The sequence below is a fragment of the Micromonospora sp. WMMD1128 genome (assembly GCF_027497235.1).
Lineage (GTDB): Bacteria > Actinomycetota > Actinomycetes > Mycobacteriales > Micromonosporaceae > Micromonospora.
In genome coordinates, this window is sequence record NZ_CP114902.1 from 4,793,607 (window position 1) to 4,810,847 (window position 17,241).

Here is a 17,241-nt window from a genome sequence, read left to right on the forward strand (position 1 = left end):
TGCTCAGGTCACTCGGTGCTGCTTGCTCAGGTCACTCAGGAAGCGCGCGACGTCGTGCCGGCCGCGCAGGCGGTGGAACGGCAGGGCGGGGGCGCACTCGGCGACTGCCGCCAGCACCCGGGGACGGGAGTCGCGCGGGTAGCGCCAGATGTACCGCAGAAAGTCGAGATCGACCCGCTCCCGGCAGCCGTCGGGAAGATCGGGCCGGGGCGCGGCACGGCGGGCCCAGCGGCGGCGCAGCACCCGGGTCAGGCATCGCCACCGGGGCGGGTCGCAGAGCACCAGCAGGTCGGCACGGGGCAGCCGGAGATCGAGGGTGCTGGCATAGTTGCCGTCCATCACCCAGGCCGGACGGGCGGCCAGCGCGGCCACCTCGGCGCGGAAGTCGGCAGGTTGCGGCGCGGTCCAGCCGGGCCGCCAGTAGTGCCGGTCGAGATAAATCAGGGGAAGGTCGAGCCGCCGGGCCAGCGCAGCGGCGAGCGTGCTCTTGCCGGCACCGGAGCTTCCGACGACCAGGATGCGGCGCACCGGACGACGGTAACGTCGTCGCCCCTCGTCGGACGGCCGACCCGACGGCGGCGCTGCACCGACGGCGGCGCTGCACCGACGGTGGCGCTGCGGACGTCGCCGCTCGGCCGGAGGTGATCTCGGCCCTTCGCCTACGACGATCCGGTTGCTGCTCAGCCTTGGCGTGGGCTCCGGTGACCCGTGCGGCGGTGACGTCGGCACGTGGTCGGGCGACGCGGTGCGGCGCCGGGACCAGCCGGCGTCACCGCCGGACGGCCTGCGTCACTGACGAGTGTCCATCGACGTCTGCAGCGCACGGCGCATCTGCTCGCGCGCCTCGTCGGTGGTGGTCTCGGTCTGCGGCTTGCGCTTGCTGGGCATGTGAGTGTCCTTCCAGGGTGCGGACCGCCGAGGCACGGCGGCCCTACGGGCGCCCGACGTTCCGGCTCGTCGCGACAACCGTCGCGCCACGACCGGGAGTCGTCGGCCTGCTGAGCGCCCGGCAGCGGTCCGGGATCACCGGAGCGGCTCGCCTGGCAGCGTGAGCCCGGGTCGGTCTGACCCTGGAGGGAGGGGACGCCGGGTGTGGCACCACCGCCCGTGACCAGCGCCGCGAAGCGCCGGCCTCTCACCCAAATTAACGTTCACTTTCCAGATACTGCCCACTGTTCCCGCGATGCGGACAGGACAAACCGTCGCCCGGAGACGTCTCAGCGGGCCAGGAAGTGCCAGCCCAGCCACCACCAGAAGCCGAACAGACCGATCCGGCCCACCGGCACCGGGCCCACCTCGTATCGCATGACGAAGGCGCAGACGTCGGCCAGGGACGGGATCCGGGAATCCTCCCGGCGCGCGGCCCACTCGACGACCGCGAACAGCAGCAGCGCGGTCAGGAACCCCCCGATGGCAAGCGCGCGCATCATCGGCGGACCAGTCCCCAGAACGCGGCCAGCCAGGTGAACCAGGCCGCCGAGCGGACCAGATGGTCCTCCAGCAGCGGGTCGGCGAGCCGGGAGAACGTCGGAAAGTCATCGCCCACGGACAGCACGAAGGTCGCTCCCTCGAAGACCCCGAAGACGGTGACCGGCAGCAGCCACCACAGCGCCGCCGACGGCAGCCGGCGCGGTGCCGGCCGCCGGGGCACCCGGTTGTTCAGGCCGACCCAGATCAGCCCTCCGCCGGTGCCGAGAATGTAGAGGTTCGCCGCGGTCGAGAACGACGGCAGCTGACCACCGACCAGAGAGAGGCAGATCAACACCGGTACGGAGACGACGGGGCGATCCCAGACCCGGGGTGCCTCGACAGTGAGCTCGCGGGAGTGATCCATCACCCGATTGTCCCCACCGTGACGTAAGGCGGGAAGACCGGCACGCCTCGTGATTGCCCCGAAACGCCGAAGGCCGGCACCTCCGTTGGTCGGAGGTGCCGGCCTTCGTGTGTGTGTCAGCTGTTCCAGTGCTTGGTGACGAGGTCGGTGGCCTGGTTCTCCCACTGGGCGTAGGCGTCGGGGTAGGCGCTCACCTGGACGGTCTGGGCGGCCTCGGTCAGGGGCATGTCCTGCCAGCCGTCGACCTGCTTCAAGCCCTTGAGGAAGGCCAGGGTGGAGTATTCGGGGTCGGTGATCTGTTCCGGGCTGCCCCAACCGCTCGACGGGCGTTGCTGGAACAGGCCGAGGGAGTCGTGGTCGTTGGTGTCGCCGAGGTGGCCCAGGTTCTCCAGCTTGGATTCCTGGAGGCTGGTGGCGATGGAGATGACCGCCGCCCGCTCGGGCAGGCCCGCCTTCTTCGTCGCGGCGATGATCGCCTTGACGTTGGCGGTCTGCTCGCCGTTGAGCGTGATCGTCGACTGCTTGCCCTCGGCCTGCGCCACGGCCGCGGCGGCGGCGGGCTTGGCGGCGGTGGTGTGGGTGGGGGTGTCGGCGTGAGCGGCGATCGGGCCGGCGAACACACCACCGGTGAACGCCAGACCAGCGACACCGAGGACGCTCTTGCGCAGGATCGTGTTCATCAGGGGGCTCCATTCCGGGGGTCGACACCACGCGCCGAAGGGGGGTGGTCGGCGCGCGGGCGAGCACCGTCAGGCGCTCAAAGTTTTCGGGGGGATCCGGCGTGGTCCGCGGGGCAGGGGCCGCACCGCGGGGGCCGGGAGGATGTGTAACGACCGGCTGCCCACCGTCATTCCCGGGGGCGGGGTCGGCCGCGCGGTGAACGGGTGCGCTGGCCTTCCTCGGTCGTTCACCGGGTTACAACGCCCCCACCCCGGCGACGATTCCGCCGTCAGAGTGCCACCCACCACCCCCGAACCGGACACCCCACCCACCCGGCCGCACACGGCGACCGGATTCCCGCACGCCCCTCAACACCCCCAGGCCCACCACGGCAACGCCACGGGTGCCTCAACGCGCCCGAGACGGCCACAACGTTCCACCCGCGCTCCGCCCCGGGCCACGACTGGAACGCCATGGGTGCCTCAACGTGCCCGAGAGGGCCATAGCGTTCCACCCGCGCGCCGTTCAGGCGACGACTGGAACGCTATGGACGTCTCAGCACGCCCGAGACGGCCATATCGTTCCACCCACGCGCCGCCCGGGCCACGACTGGAGCGCCACGGGTACATCAGCGCGTCGAAGATGGCCAAGTGCGTCAACGCGCCGCAGACATGCTTGACGCTCCCCCGCGCTCCACCTCAGTCCAGGACTGGGACATGTGTACATCAACGCACCGCAGACAGCCGTGACGTCCACGCGCGGCCACCGAGATCAACTCGGAACGATCGGAGATCTTGGTACAAAAGCGTCCCCAGAGGGCCAATTCGTACCAAGATCTCAGGAGTTCGAGGGGAGGACGTTCAGAGGGAGGGCGTCGCGGATGCTCGCGACCACCTCGTCGAGCGGACCACGCCCGGTGAAGCCGGCGGCGAACCGGTGCCCGCCGCCGCCCAGCCCGACCGCGACGCGGCTGACGTCCACCGCGCCCTTGCTGCGCAGCGAGACCGCCCACTCGGCCTCCCCGGACTGCTTGACCACACAACTCACGTCCGCTTCGGCGGTGCAGCGGACCGAGTCGATGAGCGCTTCCAGCACGTACGCCGGTTGGTCGTGGCGGGTGAGGTCGGCGCGGGTGGCGTACGTCCAGACCAGGCCGTGCCCGGCGGCGGCTGCCGGTTCGAGCGTGGCCCGGCCGAGCACCTCGCCGAAGAGCCGGACCGCGCCGAACGGGCGGGTGTCGAAGACGCGGCGGGAGATGTCTCCCGGCCGGATGCCGGTGGCCAGCAGGCGCGCGGCCATCTCGTGCACGGCCGGGGTGGTCGCCTCGAACCGGAACGAGCCGGTGTCGGTGGTCAGCGCGACGTAGAGGCCGGTCGCCATCGCCGCGTCGAGCGTCACCCCGAGGCGGTCCAGCAGTCCCAGCGCGACCACCGAGGTGGCCGCGGCGTGCGGATCCACCAGGTTGATGCCGCCGAAGCCGGCGTTCGAGGCGTGGTGGTCCAGCACCAGCGACGTGCCGGCCGTGGCGAGCCGGTCGGCCAGGTCACCCAGCCGGGACTCGCTCGCCGCGTCGAAACAGACCACCAGGTCCGGTTCCGGGTACGCGTCGTCCGGCGGCACCAGCAGCTCGACGCCGGGCAGCCAGCGGAACGGCTCCGGTACGCCCGGCGGGCCGGGGAAGGTCGCCTGGAGGTGGCGGACCCCGAGTCGGCTCAGGCCGAGCGCGAAGCCGAGCATGCTGCCGAGCGCGTCCCCGTCCGGGTTGACGTGGCAGATCAGCAGCACCCGCGCGTCGGCGGGCAGCCCGCGTACCGCCGCTACGGCCGCCGCCCACTCGGCGTCGGTGGGACCGCCGCCAACCGCGGCACCCCCGGCCGCCGTCGACACGCCACCGCCTGCCGCGCCAACACCGCCTGCGCCAACGCCGGCCGTCGACACGGCACCGCCGGCCGCGCCACCGGCCACCGTTGACACGCCGGCCACGGTGGCGACCGGTGCGCCGTCACCGGTGGGCGCGGTCACCGTCGATCGCCGCCGCGCTCGTCGTCCGTCGACGACTGCGACGACTCGTCCGTCGACTCGTCGACGTCGGCGTCCTCCTCCACCCGGTACGGCTGGGCGTCGCCCGCGTACGCGGCCTTGGCGGCGAGCCGCTGCACCTCGGCGTCGGCCGAGCGGGCGGCCGTGAGCAGGTCGTCGATGTGCTTGACCTGGTTCTGCACGTCGTCGAGGACGAACGTCAGGGTCGGCGAGTGCCGCAGCCCGAGCGCCTTGCCGACGGTGCTGCGCAGCATGCCCTTGGCGCTCTCCAGCGCGGCGGCGGTGCTCGCCTGGGCCGCCGCGTCGCCGAGCACGGTGTAGAAGACGGTGGCGTCGCGCAGGTCGGCGGTGATCCGGGCGTCGGTAATCGTGATCATGCCGAGCCGGGGGTCCTTGATCTGGCTCCGCACCACCGACGCGACGAGTTCACGGACGCGCTCCGCGTGCCGGCGTACCTTGGCCGGATCCGACATGTCCCACCTCCACGATCACTGTTCCCACCACCCGGCGCGACTGACGCCGCGGTCGGGAAGCCGCCGGCCGGGAGGACGACGCCGGGCCCGACCGCCCAACGTCCGAGAACATTACCCGCGCCCCGCCGGGCACCGCGCGGCACCGCCGGGGTGCCGCGCGACGCGCCGACGCCGTCAGTCGTCCGCGCCGTGCAGGCGACGGCGTACCGACAGCAGTTCGGTCTCCGGGCGGGCGGCGACCAGCCGCTCGCAGGAGTCGAGCACCTCGCGGACGTGGGCCGGTTCGGCGGCCACCACCGCCACCCCGATCTCGGCCCGGCCGTGCAGGTCGAGCGCGCCGACCTCGGCGGCGGAGACCTCGAACTTGCGCAGCGCGGCGACGATCGGCCGGACGTAGGACCGCTTGGCCTTCAGGGACCGGGAGTCACTCGGGAGCAACAGGTCGAACAGCGCGGTTCCGGTATACACGGCGAGTAACGGTACGCGGCTGGCGGACCCGCGGCACGCGATTAAGGCGCGACCGCGACCAGCACGTCCCGCTCGATGGCCTGGTCGACCCGGTGGGACAGGTCACGCCATCCGGGCCCGTCGACCACGCGCAGGCCGGCAGCGGTGAGCGCCGCCTCCGCCTCCGCCCGCGGCGTGACGTGGGTGTTCCAGGACAACCCCAACGCGCCGCCCGGCCGCAGCAGCTCCCGCCACACCGGTACGGCGGCGGTCAGCAGGTCCAGCGGGCTGCGGGACAGGCCCTGGTCGCTGCGGCTGCCGTGGGCCACCCCGTACGGCGCGTCGGTGACGATCACGTCGGCGCAGCGGGGGCGGAGCACCTCGCGGGCCCGGGTGGTGTCGGTGTGCAGAACGGTGACCCGCTGGGTGACGCCGGCCCGGTGCTCGTCGCGGGAGGGTGCGAGCACCGCTTCGAAACGGCGGGCGACCAGCTTGCGGTCCCGGCGTACCGGCACCGTCTCCGTGGTGTGCTTGAGGCGCTTGCGACGCAGCCAGGTACGCAGGAACGCCGCGTACGCGTCCACGTCCTTGCCGTCGCGCTCGATGCCGATGCCGTGGTGGCCGTACATGAGCGCCTGGTTGAGGGTGGTGCCCCGGCCGCAGAGCGGGTCCAGCACCACGAGTTGCCCGTCGAGCATCCGCGGCGCGGCGGCCGAGGCGAGCAGCGTGACGTTGAGCAGCAGCCGGGTGAACTGCTCGTTGGTCTTGCCGGCGTACTTGGGGATGGTGACGAGGTCCGAGTCGTACCGGGCCAGCGGGTGCAGCGGCACCGGCCGGAGCAGGTCGTCGCCGACCCGCTCGAAGAGCGCGTACGCCGCCGACAGGTTCGCCAGGTGGGCCAGGTCCCGGGCGCCGAGGCCGGGCTCGGGCGCGGTGAACGTCAGGTACTCCACCCCGACGATCCGGGTGACCTCGGCGTCGGCCGGCGTCACGTCGAGCACGCCCGAACCGGCGAACACGGCCAGTTCGGCGCGGGCCAACCGGGCCGCCGCGTCGGCGTAGACGCGGTTGGCGGAGGGGGCGAGGAGCAGCGCGTACCCGATCACGCGGAAATTGTCGCAGCCTGCGGAAACGGCGACGGCCGGGACCCGAAGGCCCCGGCCGTCGACCGGTCGTGCACACCGCTCGCTCAGGCGCGCGGCTTCTCACGCATCTCGAAGGTTTCGATGACGTCGCCGACCTGGACGTTGTTGTAACCGCCGAGCGTCAGACCGCACTCGAAGCCCTCGCGGACCTCGGTCGCGTCGTCCTTGAACCGCTTCAGGGAGCTGATCGTGAGGTTGTCCGCCACGACCGCCCCGTCCCGCAGCAGCCGCGCCTTGGCGTTGCGGCGGATGAGGCCGGACCGGACGATACAGCCGGAGATGTTGCCGATCTTGGACGAGCGGAAGACGTCGCGGATCTCCGCGGTGCCCAGCTCGACCTCCTCGTACTCCGGCTTGAGCAGACCCTTGAGCGCGGCGTCGATCTCCTCGATGGCCTGGTAGATGACCGTGTAGTACCGGATCTCCACGCCCTCGCGGTCGGCGATCTCGCGGACCTTGTTGGCGGCCCGCACGTTGAAGCCGATGATCGTGACCGCCTCGGACGAGGCGCTCGCGAGCATGACGTCGCTCTCGGTGATCGCACCCACGCCCCGGTGGATGATCCGAAGCTGGACCTCCTCCGGGATGTCGAGGTTGAACAGCGCGTCCTCGAGCGCCTCCACGGAACCGGAGACGTCGCCCTTGAGCACCAGGTTGAGCGAGGTCTTCTCGCCCTCCTTGAGCTGCTCCATGAGCGTCTCGAGGGTGGCCCGGCCACGGGAGTTGGCGAACGACGCCGCCCGCCGCCGTGCCTGCCGCTGCTCGGCGATCTGCCGCACGGTGCGGTCGTCCTCGGCGGCCAGGAAGGTGTCACCCGCACCCGGCACCGTGGTCAGACCGAGCACCATGACCGGACGTGCCGGCCCGGCCGTGTCGACCGGCTTGCCGTTCTCGTCCAGCATCGCCCGGACCCGGCCGTGCGCCCCACCGGCGACGATGGAGTCACCGGCCCGGAGCGTGCCCTTCTGCACCAGCACGGTCGCCACCGCGCCACGGCCCTTGTCCAGGTGCGCCTCGATGGCCACACCCTGCGCCGGCCCGTCGATCGGAGCGGTCAGCTCCAGCGACGCGTCGGCGGTCAGCAGGACGGCTTCGAGAAGCTCGTCGATGCCGATGCCGGGCTTCGCCGCCACGTTGACGAACATGGTGTCGCCGCCGTACTCCTCGGCGACCAGGCCGTACTCGGTCAACTGCTGGCGGACCTTGTCCGGGTTCGCGTCCGGCTTGTCGACCTTGTTGACCGCGACCACGATCGGCACGTCCGCCGCCTTGGCGTGGTTGAGCGCCTCGATGGTCTGCGGCATCACGCCGTCGTCCGCCGCCACCACCAGGATCACGATGTCCGTCACCTGGGCACCACGGGCACGCATGGCGGTGAACGCCTCGTGACCCGGGGTGTCGATGAAGGTCACCGCGCGGTCCTCGCCCTCGTGCGGGACGTGGACCTGGTAGGCGCCGATGTGCTGGGTGATGCCACCCGCCTCGCCGGCCACGACGTTCGCCTTGCGGATCGCGTCGAGCAGCTTGGTCTTACCGTGGTCGACGTGACCCATGACGGTCACCACCGGCGCACGGCTGACCAGGCGGTCCGCCGCGACCTCGGCGTCGAGGTCGATGTTGAACTGCGCGAGCAGCTCGCGGTCCTCGTCCTCCGGGCTGACGATCTGCACGTCGAAGCCGAGGTGCTCACCCAGCAGCAGCAGGGTCTCGTCGGAGCACGACTGGGTCGCGGTCACCATCTCGCCCAGGTTGAACATCTCCTGGACCAGCGAACCCGGGTTGGCGTTGATCTTGTCGGCGAAGTCCGACAGCGAGGCGCCACGGGACAGCCGGACGACCTGACCCTGACCGCGGGGAGCACCCGAGGACATGGTCGGGGCCGACAGGTTGTCGAACTCCTGTCTGCGCTGCTTCTTGGACTTGCGGCCACGGGTCGGCCGGCCACCCGGACGCCCGAAGGCACCCGCCGCGCCGCCGCCTCGGCCACGACCACCGCCACCGGGACGGCCACCGCCGCCACCCGGACGGAAACCACCGCCGGGAGCGCCGCCACCGCCACCGGGACCGCCACGGTAACCACCGCCGCCACCGCCGCCGGGACCGCCGCGGTAGCCACCGCCGCCGCCACCACCGCCGGGACCGCCGCGGTAACCACCGCCGCCGCCACCGGGACGACCGGCGCCGCCACCGGGACCACCACGACCGCCACCGGGGCCGCCGGGGCGACCCGTGGTCGGGCGCTGGCTCGGCATGGACGCCGGGCTGGGCCGCGGCGGCATGGAGGCGGGGCTGGGCCGCGGCGGCATGCCGGCCGGGCTGGGACGGGGACCGCCCCCACCGGCGGCCGGAGGCCGCTGCTGCCCACCCTGGATGCCGAACGGGTTGTTGCCGGCGCCACGGGCCGGCGGACGACCGCCGGGTCGGGCGCCCGGACCCTGGCCCTGGCCGGGACCGCTGGGCCGCGCGGCCGGGGAACCCGGACGCGGGGGCATGGCGTTCGGGCCGGGACGCGGGCCGGGACGGGGACCGCCCTCGGCCGGAGGCTCCCGGCGAACGGTCTCGCGCTGCTGCTGGCGGGCGGCCTGGGCGGCCTTGACCGCGGCCTCCTGCTCAGCCTTCAGCGCGGCGGCACGCGCTTCCGCCGCCGCCACTTCGATGTCGTGCGCGCTCGCCGGCTTGGCGACCGGGGTCGCCGGCTGCGGCGGGCCGGGGACCGGGCCCTTGGGCTTCGGTCCAGGGGTCGGCGCGGCCGGTCGCCGGGGCGGCATCGGTCGGGCCGAGACCCGGGGTGCGCCCGGGGTCGGGGTGGGCGTCGGGGTCGGTGCCGGGCCGCTGGGGGCGGCTGTCGGCGGGGCGGCGGGCGCCGGCGAACCGGCGGACGCCACGAACGCGCTCCGCAGCCGTCGGGCGACAGGCGCCTCGACGGTGCTGGACGCGGACTTCACGAACTCGCCCATCTCCTTGAGCTTGGCGAGAACGGTCTTGCTTTCGACCCCGAGCTCCTTGGCAAGCTCGTGTACGCGGGCCTTTCCTGCCACTGCACTCCTCACTCCGAGGTCGTGCGGGCAGCACCCGCAGCGACCTCACTCGTGCACTTGAAGCCTGGTCATTTCTGCGACTTCATCGTGTGCTCATGTCGGTCGTCCTACCTTGCTAGCGACCCTCGACCGGTCGGGTTGACCGGTCGTCGGGGGTTGCGCGTCGACGTGCTCGGCAAGCGCGCCGTGGTCGGGGACCCCGGCGACGCGCAGCGCCCGCCCGAAGGCTCGGCGCCGCACCGCCTGCGCGAAGCAGGCCGGATGGGGGTGCATGTTCGCTCCCCGACCCGGCAGTCTGCGGGTCGGATCGGGCCGGAGACTGGTCTGACCAGCCTCTTCACCGACCGCGACGACCCGCAACAACTCGCTGGCCGGCGCTCGTTTCCGGCAGCCCACACAGGTGCGCTCCGGCAGCGCGCGTCGTGCCACTGAGAAAGTCTACCCCTAGCTGCTCGAGATCGCGCCGCCCGGCTCCGGCACGTGATCAGCTCCGCCCCGTCCGCCGGTGCCCGCCTGCTCCGCGTCGGAGCGGATGTCGATCCGCCAACCGGTCAACCGGGCCGCGAGGCGGGCGTTCTGCCCTTCCCGGCCGATCGCGAGCGAGAGCTGGAAATCCGGGACGGTTACCCGGGCGGCGCGGCTCGCCAGGTCGACCACCTCGACCCGCAGCGCCTTGGCCGGCGAGAGCGCGTTGCCGACGAAGGTGGCCGGGTCGTCCGACCAGTCGATGATGTCGATCTTCTCGCCGTGCAGCTCGCTCATCACCGCGCGCACCCGCTGCCCCATCGGGCCGATGCAGGCGCCCTTGGCGTTCACACCGGACGCGGTGGACCGCACCGCGATCTTGGTGCGGTGACCTGCCTCACGGGCGATCGCGCCGATCTCCACCGTGCCGTCGGCGATCTCCGGCACCTCCAGCGCGAAGAGCTTCTTCACCAGCGCCGGGTGCGACCGGGACAGCGTGATCTGCGGGCCACGCATGCCCTTGGCGACGTGCACGACCACGCAGCGGATCCGCTCGCCGTGCTCGTAGCGCTCGCCGGGGACCTGCTCGGACTGGGGCAGGACACCCTCCAGCTTGCCCAGGTCGACGCTGACGATGCCCTTCTCCCGACGGGTCTCGTGCGCCTGCACCACACCGGTGACCAGGTCGCCGTCCCGGCCGACGTACTCGCCGAAGTGCACCTCGTCGGTGGCCTCCCGCAGCCGCTGGAGGATCACCTGCTTGGCGGTCATGGCGGCGATCCGGCCGAAGTCGTGCGGCGTGTCGTCCCACTCCCGGGTCACCGAGCCGTCGTCGTCCAGCTCCTGGGCGTAGACCGAGGCGGCTCCGCTCTTGCGGTCGATCTCCACCCGGGCGTGCGACTCGGCACCGTCGGTGTGCCGGTAGGCGGTCAGCAACGCGGTCTCGATCGCCGCGAGGATCGTGTCGAACGGGATCTCCCGCTCGCGCTCCAGGGCGCGCAGCGCCGCGAGGTCGATGTTCACCTCTCCTCGTCCTCCAGATCTTCGTCGTCGTCGGTGTCGTCGTCGGTGTCGTCACCGAGATCGGCGTCGGCCAGATCGTCCAGGCGGGAGAACTCCACCTGGACCCGGCCGGGCCCGAGCTCGGGGTAGGGGTGGGTGGCGGGGCCGGCGTCGGTCTCCAGCACCACCCGCTCGTCGTCGGCGGCCGTGACCCGGCCGGTGAGCTGCCGGTCCCCGGCGTCGCCGCGCGCGGTCACCTTGACCAGCCGGCCGACGTTGCGCCGCCAGTGCCGGGGCAGGGTGAGCGGACGGTCCACGCCGGGCGAGCTGACCTCGAGTTGGTACTCACCGGCGACGATGTCCCCGCCGCTCTCCTCGGCCGCGTCAAGCGCCGCGGAGACCGCCCGGGACACGTCCGCGACGGCGTCCAGCCGGATCCCGCCGTCCGCGTCCACGATCACCCGGACCACGTGCCGGCGCCCGGCCCGGGAGACGGAGAGGTCCTCCAGGTCGTAGCCGGCGGCGCTGACCACTGGCTCGATCACCTCGCGCAGGCGGGCCCGGCGAGCGGCGAGGTCGCCGCGCGGTGCGCCGCCGCGGTCCGCGCCGCGTGCGCCCTCGGACCGGCGGGGCCGCCCGGCGGGGCCCGACGGCCGGGTGGCACGGCCACGCTGCGTCATCTCGGCGCACCTCTCTGCTGTTACCCCGGCCCGTCGGACCGGGTTGTCCCGGGCCGGCCGCGGCGGTCGACCCGCCATGCCGGCACGCCACCGGGGCGTTCGCGCCCGGTGGCTGCGCAGAGCGTAACGCTTGGGCGCGGCGGCGGACCGGGCGGCGCACCGAGGACCCTGCCCCACACGGCGGCGGCGATGGTGTTGACTTGTCCGGTGGGGATCGGCAGAACACCATCCAACCAGGGCAGAGCCGGGCATTCCCGGCGCGCTCTGCTGCGCGCCGGTGGGCTCGTGGCGCTGGGCGGCGCGACCGCGCCGCTGACCGGTTGTGATCTTTTCGACCGGGACGACGAGCCGTCGCCGCCGGACGCGCTGGAGCCGCTGGTGGCCGAGGCGCTCGCGCTGGAGGCGCGACACCGGGCCGCCGCCACCGCCACCCCGGCGTTGGCCGAGCGGCTCACCCCAATCGCCGACGCGCACCTGGCGCACGCGCAGGAGTTGCGCCGGGTGATCGGGCGGCCGGCGCCGTCCGGCCCGCCGTCGACCGCCCCGTCGACCGCCCCGTCGGGCACGCCGTCGGCCACCCCGCCCGGCCCGCCGCTGGCCACCCCGCCCGGCCCGCCGGGCAGCGAGCCCGACGCCGTGCTCGCCGAGCTGCGCCGGGCCGAACAGCAGGGCCGGACGAACGCCGCCAAGGCGTGTGCTGGCGCGCCGCCCGAGCGGGCCGCGCTGCTCGGCTCGATAGCCGCGGCGCGGGCCACCCACGTCGAGGTGCTGGCATGAGCGAACGCACCGAGCGAAGCGAGGGCCGTGAGCGCATGCCCAACCGATACAGCATGAGCGAACGCACCGAGCGAAGCGAGGGCCGTGAGCGCATGCCCAACCGGCACAGCATGAGCGAACGCACCGAGCGAAGCGAGGGCCGTGACCGCATGCCCAGCTCGTACCGCATGAACCCGGCCCAGGCCCTCGCCGACGCGCTCGCCGCCGAATACGCGGCGATCTGGGCGTACGGGGTGATCGGCGTGCACCTGACCGGCGCGGCCCGCACGGCTGCCCGCGCCGCCGAGGCGGCCCACCGGTCCCGCCGGGACGCGCTGCTCCTGCAACTCGCCGAGGGGCCCGGGCAGGTGCCCGCGGATCAGGCCGGCTACGCGCTGCCCTATCCGGTGACCGACCGGACGACGGCGCTGCGGCTGGCGGTGGAGCTTGAGGAGCGGACCGCCGGCCACTGGCGGGCCGCGCTGCCGCACACGACGGGTGCCGACCGGAACACGGCGCTCGCCGCGCTCACCGACTGCGCGCTGCGGGCGACCCGTTGGCGGCGTACGGCCGGGGTGAACCCGGTCACCGTCCCGTTCCCGGGCCGGCCGGCCTGAGCGCGCTCCCGGTCACCGGGCGCAGCCCCTCGGTTGCGGCCCGCATACCAGGTATGCATACTCCAGGTCATGTCCATCCGCCACGGCCTGCTCGCCCTGCTCGAACGCGGCCAGATGTACGGCTATCAGCTGCGCGCCGCGTTCGAGGAGTCGACCGGGTCGACCTGGCCGCTCAACATCGGGCAGGTTTACACGACGCTGGCCCGGCTGGAACGCGACGGCCTGGTCCGCCCGCTGCCGGAGAACGAGAGCGGGCAGCGGCCGTACGAGATCACCGACGCCGGGCGGGCGGACCTGGCGCTCTGGTTCGCGACCCCGATCAGCCGCGCCGACCGGCCCCGGGACGAGCTGTCGATCAAGCTGGCACTGGCCCTGACCACGCCCGGGGTGGACGTCCGGGCGGTGGTGCAGACGCAGCGCGCCGCCACCATGCGCGCGCTCCAGGAGTTCACCCGCTTGAAGTACGCGAGCGACAAGCCGGAGGATCTGCCCTGGCGGTTGGTGCTGGACGCGATGATCTTCCAGGCTGAGGCCGAGGTGCGCTGGCTCGACCACTGCGAGACCAGCCTGGTCCGCCACCGTCCGACGCCGGGCCGACCGGTCCCCCACCCCGAGGCGGTGGACCGGGCCGGTGACGAGGCCCGCCGGTGACACGAACGGGAGGCCGACGGAGATGAGCGGGGTGCTGGAACTACGCCAGGTGCACCGCATGCACGGCGCCGGCGAGGCCGCGGTGCACGCGCTGCGTGGCGTGAGCCTCACCGTGACGGCCGGCGAGCTGGTGGCGGTGATGGGGCCCTCCGGTTCCGGCAAGTCGACGCTGCTGGCCCTGGCCGGCGGGCTGGACCGGCCGACCGGCGGCGAGGTGCTGGTCGAGGGTGAGGCGTTGGGCGGGCTGCCGGCCCGCGAGCTGGCCCGGTTGCGCCGCCGCCGCATCGGCTACGTCTTCCAGGACCTCAACCTGCTCGGCAGCCTGACCGCCGTGGAGAACGTGGCGCTGCCCCTGGAGTTGGACGGCGCCGGGGTGCGGGCGGCCCGCCGGCTTGCGCTCGCCGCGTTGCGTGAGGTGGACGTCGCCGGCCAGGCCGACCGTTTCCCCGACCAGATGTCCGGCGGCCAGCAGCAGCGGGTGGCGATCGCCCGGGCCCTGGTCGGCGAGCGCCGGCTGGTCCTCGCCGACGAGCCGACCGGTGCGCTCGACTCGCAGGCCGGCGAGGCGGTGCTGCACCTGCTGCGCCGCCGGGTGGACGACGGGGCCGCCGGGGTGCTTGTCACCCACGAGGCCCGGCACGCCGGCTGGGCGGACCGGGTGGTCTTCCTGCGCGACGGCGTGCTTGTCGACTCGACCGCCCCGCTGATCGGCATCGAGCACCTGCTCAGCGGCAGCGACCGGTGATCTCGGGCCGGCTCGCCGAGGCCCGCGGGTCGTGGCGTACCGCGCTGCGGATCGCCCGCCGGGAGGCCCGCCGGTCCCGGCGGCGCACCCTGCTGGTGCTGGTGATGATCGCGCTGCCGGTGCTCGGGCTCAGCTTCGCCGCCGTGAGCTACGACATGGCCGACCTGACCCGGGCGGAGCGGCTCGACCGCCGGCTCGGCGCGGCCGACGCGGAGCTGCAATGGACCAACCTGACCCCGGTGACGCAGGACGCGTGGGGCGAGAACTCCTGGCCGACCGAGGGCGACCCGACGCCCCGGACCCGCCCGGTCGCCGCCGACGAACTGCGGGCGCTTCTGCCCGCCGGCAGTCACGTCACCCGGATCCGGTGGTGGATGCCGTTCGAGACCCGGATCGGCCGCCGGACGGTGTCGATGGAGGCGCGCGCCCTCGACCTGACCGACCGGCTCGCCCGGCCGCTGGCCACGGTGCGCGAGGGTCGGGTGCCGGTCCGCCCGGACGAGATCGCGGTCAGTCCGGCCGCGCTACGTCGACTGGACACCCGCCTCGGGGCGCCGGTCCGCACCACCGACGGCACGCCGTACCGGGTGGTCGGGGTGCTTGAATTTCCGGACTACCTGGGCGAGGTGGTGACGTTCGCCGGCGTCGCGCCGGACAGTCCGTCCACCTACGACAGTTGGCTTGTGGACGTGCCGGGAACGGTGGATGCGGCGCTCGCCGACCGCCTGAACGCGCAGGGCATCCAGGTGTCCGCCCGGCACCCGCTGCCCGGCCGGCAGGGTGTCGCCGACGGCATGACGATGCCGGGCGTCGAGGAGACCGGGGTCTCGGTGCTGGTCGGCGGGTTGGGCCTGCTGGAGGTGGTGCTGCTTGTCGGCCCGGCCTTCGCGGTCGGCGTCCGCCGCCGGCGGCGGGACCTCGCGCTCGTCGCGGTGGCCGGCGGGGACGCCGCCCACCTGCGCCGGATCGTGCTCGCCGACGGGGTGGTGCTCGGCGCGGGCGGGGCCGTGCTCGGGCTGCTGCTCGGCGTCGGGACCGCGTTCGCCGGCCGGCCGCTCGTCGAGCAGTACCTGCTGCACCAGCGCCTCGGCGCGTACCGCGTCTTTCCCGCCGCGCTGGCCGCGATCGCCGCGGTCGCGGTGCTGGCGGGGGTGTTGGCCGCGCTCGCGCCGGCCTGGACCGCGGCCCGGCAGGACGTGGTGGCCGGCCTGGCCGGCCGGCGCGAGGCGACCCCGCCGCGCCCCCGCTGGCTGTTGCTCGGGGCGCTGCTCACCGTCGCCGGCACCGCCCTGGCCGCGTTCGCCGCCACCCTGTCCTCGCCGACCGGGGTGCTGGCCGGCGTCGTCCTCGGCGAGTTGGGCCTGGTCTTCTGCACTCCGACCCTTGTCGGGATGCTCGCCCGGGCCGGCCGCCTGCTGCCGCTGACGCCCCGGCTCGCGCTGCGCGACGCCAGCCGCAACCGGTCGTCGGCCGCGCCGGCCATCTCAGCCGTGATGGCGGCGGTCGCCGGCAGCGTCGCGCTCGGCGTCTACCTGGCCAGCGACGACGCCCGGGACCGGGCGCTCTGGCAACCCGGCCTGCCGCCGGGACACGTGCTGCTCCAGCTCAACGACCGCGAGGCCGGCCCGCCGCCACCGGCGGCCGGCACGGTCACCGAACGGGTCCGTGCGGTGCTGCCGGACGCCACCGTGACGGCCATCGCCACACCCGAGTGCGCCCGGCCGGCGGGAGTCGACGACTACTGCGTCGCGCTGGCGGTTCGCCCGCCCGCGGAGCGCTGCCCGTACGGGCCGTTCGAGTCCGGGCCGTCCTCGGCCCGCGACGATCCACGCTGTGTCCGACCGGACCGGGAGCCGAACGACGTCTTCGTGCCGGTCCTGGTGGACGACGGCGCCGCGCTGCCCGCGCTCACCGACGCCCCGGCCGACGAGGTGGCGGCGGCGCGCCGGACGCTGGCCGCGGGCGGCGTCGTGGTCACCGACCCGCGGCAGGTGGAGAACGGACGGGTCCGGGTGGAGGTGAACCACGACGCCGGCACCCCGACGACGGCCCGCCTGCTGCCCGGGTACGCGCTGCGCGGCGGCCTCCCGGTGGACCGGCTGGTGCTCTCCCCCGCCGCCGCGGAGGCGCTCGGCCTGGTCGCCGTGCCGGTCGGGTATCTGGTGGACACCACCGGCCCACCCACCGACGGGCAACGCGAGCGCCTGACCGACGAGCTGTCCGACCTCGCGCCGATGTTCCTGCAGGTGTCGACCGCCGACCCGCCGTCCAACAAGCGTTCGCTGCTGCTCCTGCTGGCCGGCGCCTCCGGGGTGATCACGCTGGGGGCCGCCGCGGTCGCCACCGGCCTGGCCGCCGCCGAGGGCCGCCGGGACCTGTCCACGCTCGCGGCGGTCGGCGCCGATCCCCGGGTACGCCGGTTGCTGTCGCTCTGCCAGGCCGGCGTGATCGCGGTGCTCGGCTCGGCGCTCGGCATCCTGGCCGGGCTCGGCTCGGCAGTCGTGATCCTGGCCGCGATCAACAGACGGTACGCGGACTCCTGGCCGGTGCAGCCCCCGTACCCGGTGACGGTGCCCGGTCTCACCATGGCCGTGCTGGTGCTGGTGCCGCTGATGGCGATGCTCGGCGCGGCCCTGATCACCCGCTCCCGCCTGCCCGTCGAGCGCCGCCTCGACTGACAGGCCGACC

The 17,241-nt window shown here is 73.8% G+C and carries 17 protein-coding genes and 1 pseudogene; 5 read left to right on the forward strand and 13 right to left on the reverse strand.

The genetic code is table 11. The features are described 5' to 3' along the window. Positions 1 to 3 precede the first annotated feature (3 nt). The 13 genes and pseudogenes from O7602_RS21265 to rimP all read right to left on the reverse strand — a co-directional run bounded on the left by O7602_RS21265 (position 4) and on the right by rimP (position 11,784). On the reverse strand, positions 4 to 528 hold the full coding sequence (locus tag O7602_RS21265; RefSeq protein ID WP_281584383.1) for an adenylate kinase: 525 nt from the start codon (positions 526 to 528) through the stop codon (positions 4 to 6). 689 nt (positions 529 to 1,217) lie between these two features. Continuing rightward, complete coding sequence (locus tag O7602_RS21270) at positions 1,218 to 1,427, reverse strand: DUF6186 family protein (RefSeq protein WP_281590445.1); 210 nt, start codon at positions 1,425 to 1,427, stop codon at positions 1,218 to 1,220. After that, on the reverse strand, positions 1,427 to 1,834 hold the full coding sequence (locus O7602_RS21275) for a hypothetical protein (protein ID WP_281584384.1): 408 nt from the start codon (positions 1,832 to 1,834) through the stop codon (positions 1,427 to 1,429). Before O7602_RS21275 ends, O7602_RS21270 begins: the two co-directional genes overlap by 1 nt. 116 nt (positions 1,835 to 1,950) lie before the next feature. Next, positions 1,951 to 2,514: a hypothetical protein gene (locus O7602_RS21280; protein ID WP_281584385.1), complete on the reverse strand. Its 564-nt coding sequence runs from the start codon at positions 2,512 to 2,514 to the stop codon at positions 1,951 to 1,953. Positions 2,515 to 3,331: 817 nt separating this feature from the next. Then, on the reverse strand, positions 3,332 to 4,381 hold the full coding sequence (locus tag O7602_RS21285; protein ID WP_281584386.1) for a bifunctional oligoribonuclease/PAP phosphatase NrnA: 1,050 nt from the start codon (positions 4,379 to 4,381) through the stop codon (positions 3,332 to 3,334). Between the two features lie 131 nt (positions 4,382 to 4,512). After that, on the reverse strand, positions 4,513 to 5,007 hold the full coding sequence (rbfA, locus tag O7602_RS21290; protein WP_281584387.1) for a 30S ribosome-binding factor RbfA: 495 nt from the start codon (positions 5,005 to 5,007) through the stop codon (positions 4,513 to 4,515). Positions 5,008 to 5,181: 174 nt separating this feature from the next. Then, positions 5,182 to 5,475, reverse strand: a complete 294-nt coding sequence (locus O7602_RS21295; RefSeq protein WP_281584388.1) for a DUF503 domain-containing protein — start codon at positions 5,473 to 5,475, stop codon at positions 5,182 to 5,184. 41 nt (positions 5,476 to 5,516) lie between these two features. Beyond that, positions 5,517 to 6,560: an SAM-dependent methyltransferase gene (locus tag O7602_RS21300; RefSeq protein ID WP_281584389.1), complete on the reverse strand. Its 1,044-nt coding sequence runs from the start codon at positions 6,558 to 6,560 to the stop codon at positions 5,517 to 5,519. An 83-nt stretch (positions 6,561 to 6,643) separates the two neighbouring features. After that, positions 6,644 to 8,905: a translation initiation factor IF-2 gene (gene infB / locus O7602_RS21305; protein ID WP_348651338.1), complete on the reverse strand. Its 2,262-nt coding sequence runs from the start codon at positions 8,903 to 8,905 to the stop codon at positions 6,644 to 6,646. After that, a pseudogene (locus tag O7602_RS31030) lies at positions 8,882 to 9,637 on the reverse strand (translation initiation factor IF-2 N-terminal domain-containing protein); the annotation flags it as partial. The pseudogene O7602_RS31030 and the gene infB, both read right to left, overlap by 24 nt. A gap of 93 nt (positions 9,638 to 9,730) precedes the next feature. Beyond that, positions 9,731 to 10,066 (reverse strand): YlxR family protein, encoded by a 336-nt coding sequence (locus tag O7602_RS21310; RefSeq protein ID WP_281584391.1) that lies wholly within the window; start codon positions 10,064 to 10,066, stop codon positions 9,731 to 9,733. A gap of 15 nt (positions 10,067 to 10,081) precedes the next feature. After that, positions 10,082 to 11,125, reverse strand: a complete 1,044-nt coding sequence (gene nusA, locus O7602_RS21315; RefSeq protein WP_281584392.1) for a transcription termination factor NusA — start codon at positions 11,123 to 11,125, stop codon at positions 10,082 to 10,084. Then, positions 11,122 to 11,784 (reverse strand): ribosome maturation factor RimP, encoded by a 663-nt coding sequence (rimP, locus tag O7602_RS21320; RefSeq protein WP_281584393.1) that lies wholly within the window; start codon positions 11,782 to 11,784, stop codon positions 11,122 to 11,124. The genes nusA and rimP overlap by 4 nt, the downstream gene beginning before the upstream one ends. Positions 11,785 to 12,048: 264 nt before the next feature. On the opposite strand from rimP, the gene O7602_RS21325 reads away from it, so the two are divergent. From O7602_RS21325 to O7602_RS21345, 5 genes are all read left to right on the forward strand, one after another. Further along, positions 12,049 to 12,561 carry a hypothetical protein gene (locus tag O7602_RS21325; RefSeq protein ID WP_281590446.1) on the forward strand — a complete coding sequence of 171 codons (513 nt, stop codon included), beginning with the start codon at positions 12,049 to 12,051 and terminating at the stop codon, positions 12,559 to 12,561. A gap of 167 nt (positions 12,562 to 12,728) precedes the next feature. After that, positions 12,729 to 13,157, forward strand: a complete 429-nt coding sequence (locus O7602_RS21330) for a ferritin-like domain-containing protein (RefSeq protein ID WP_281590448.1) — start codon at positions 12,729 to 12,731, stop codon at positions 13,155 to 13,157. A gap of 69 nt (positions 13,158 to 13,226) precedes the next feature. Next, positions 13,227 to 13,808 carry a PadR family transcriptional regulator gene (locus O7602_RS21335; RefSeq protein WP_281584394.1) on the forward strand — a complete coding sequence of 194 codons (582 nt, stop codon included), beginning with the start codon at positions 13,227 to 13,229 and terminating at the stop codon, positions 13,806 to 13,808. A gap of 22 nt (positions 13,809 to 13,830) precedes the next feature. Next, complete coding sequence (locus O7602_RS21340) at positions 13,831 to 14,553, forward strand: ABC transporter ATP-binding protein (RefSeq protein WP_281584395.1); 723 nt, start codon at positions 13,831 to 13,833, stop codon at positions 14,551 to 14,553. Further along, positions 14,550 to 17,231 (forward strand): ABC transporter permease, encoded by a 2,682-nt coding sequence (locus O7602_RS21345; protein ID WP_281584396.1) that lies wholly within the window; start codon positions 14,550 to 14,552, stop codon positions 17,229 to 17,231. The genes O7602_RS21340 and O7602_RS21345 overlap by 4 nt, the downstream gene beginning before the upstream one ends. Positions 17,232 to 17,241: the final 10 nt, after the last annotated feature.